This window comes from Cupriavidus necator (assembly GCF_040578825.1).
Classification (GTDB): domain Bacteria; phylum Pseudomonadota; class Gammaproteobacteria; order Burkholderiales; family Burkholderiaceae; genus Cupriavidus; species Cupriavidus necator_E.
Genome location: NZ_JBEFLI010000172.1, coordinates 1 through 1,554 on the forward strand (window position 1 = coordinate 1; position 1,554 = coordinate 1,554).

Here is a 1,554-nt window from a genome sequence, read left to right on the forward strand (position 1 = left end):
GCCCCCGCCCGACACCGGCCCGGTGCAGCTGCTGGTCGCGACCACCAAGGGCGCGTGGTTCCTGACCAGCGACGCCACGCGCCGTAACTGGCAGATCCAGGGACCGACCTTCCTCGGCCACACCATCCACCATATCGTGCAGGACCCGCGCGAACCGGCACGGATGCTGATGGCCGCGCGCACCGGCCATCTTGGTCCGACCGTGTTCCGCTCCGGCGACGGTGGCCGCAACTGGACCGAAGCCACGCGGCCGCCCGCCTTCGACAAGGCGCCGGAGGGAGAAACGGGCCGCGTCGTTGACCACGTGTTCTGGCTTACGCCCGGCCATGCCAGCGAGCGGGGCACCTGGTACGCCGGCACCTCGCCGCAAGGCCTGTTCCGCAGCGCCGACCACGGCGCCACCTGGGAATCGGTGTCCGGCTTCAACGACCACCCGAAGCGGCGCGAATGGACCGGTGGCGAGCAGGACGGCACGCCTGACGGCCCCAAGATGCATTCCGTACTGGTCGATCCGCGCGATGCGCGCCACCTCTATATCGGCATGTCCAGCGGCGGCGTGTTCGAGAGCACCGACGGCGGCGCCGACTGGCAGCCGCTGAACCGCGGCAGCCTTGCCACCTTCCTGCCCGATCCCAACCCGGAATACGGCCAGGATCCGCACTGCGTGCTGCAACACCCCGCCGCGCCCGACCTCCTGTACCAGCAGAACCACTGCGGCATCTACCGGATGCACCGCAGCGAAGGCGTGTGGAAACGCATCGGCGAAGCGATGCCGAAGGAAGTCGGCGATATCGGCTTCCCCATCGTCGCCCACCCTCGCGATGCGCGCACCGTGTGGGTGTTCCCGATGGATGGCTGCGACGTCTGGCCGCGCGTCAGCCCCGGCGGCCGGCCCGCGGCCTTCGTCACGCGTGACGGCGGTGAAAGCTGGCAACGCCAGGACCGCGGCCTGCCATCGGAGCAGGGCTGGTTCACGGTCAAGCGCCAGGCCATGGCGACCGATGCCCACGCGCCGGTCGGGGTGTACTTCGGCACCACCGGCGGCGAGCTGTGGGCCAGCGCCGATGAGGGCGAGTCCTGGCAATGCATCGCCAGCCATCTACCGCAGGTATACGCCGTCACCGTGGCGCGGCCCGCCTGAAGACCCTTGTCGATACGGAGAACTTCCATGCAGGTCCGCATCGCGACGCCGCTCTTCTCCTACACCGGACAGCGGGAGTACGTCGAAGCCCACGGTGCCAGCATCGGCGAACTGCTCGAAGACCTCGACCGGCAGTTTCCGGGCATGCGCTTTCGCATCGTCGACGAGCAGGGGAAGCTGCGGCCGTATATCCGTGTGTTCGTGAATCGAGCGCAGTTGATGCGGCTGGATGCTGAGCTGAAGGAGTCGGACGAGGTGCATATATTGCAGGCGCTGGCGGGGGGGTAGAGGACTGGGGCTGGCATACCCAAGGCCTTCACTTCGTAGAGCCTCCGGCCCTCTCCCCCGGGGCCCCAAACCACCGGCGGCGGGAGGGCCCGGGGAGGCGGGGGCGCGATGGGTCCCACACTCCA

General features: G+C 68.9%; 2 protein-coding genes. Both read left to right on the forward strand.

Translation table 11 applies throughout. From position 1 onward, the window contains the following. A partial coding sequence (locus tag AB1I47_RS33715) for a WD40/YVTN/BNR-like repeat-containing protein (protein ID WP_407935958.1) occupies window positions 1-1,141 on the forward strand: 1,141 nt, incomplete at its 5' end. A gap of 27 nt (window positions 1,142-1,168) precedes the next feature. After that, the gene (locus AB1I47_RS33720; RefSeq protein WP_354687975.1) at window positions 1,169-1,429 is read left to right on the forward strand and encodes a MoaD/ThiS family protein; all 261 of its coding nucleotides are present in this window, start codon (window positions 1,169-1,171) and stop codon (window positions 1,427-1,429) included. Window positions 1,430-1,554 lie beyond the last annotated feature (125 nt).

Excerpts from the sequence above, each read along its gene's own strand:
- AB1I47_RS33720 (WP_354687975.1), top strand. The coding sequence starts at position 1,169 with ATGCAGGTCCGCATCGCGACGCCGCTCTTCTCCTACACCGGACAGCGG.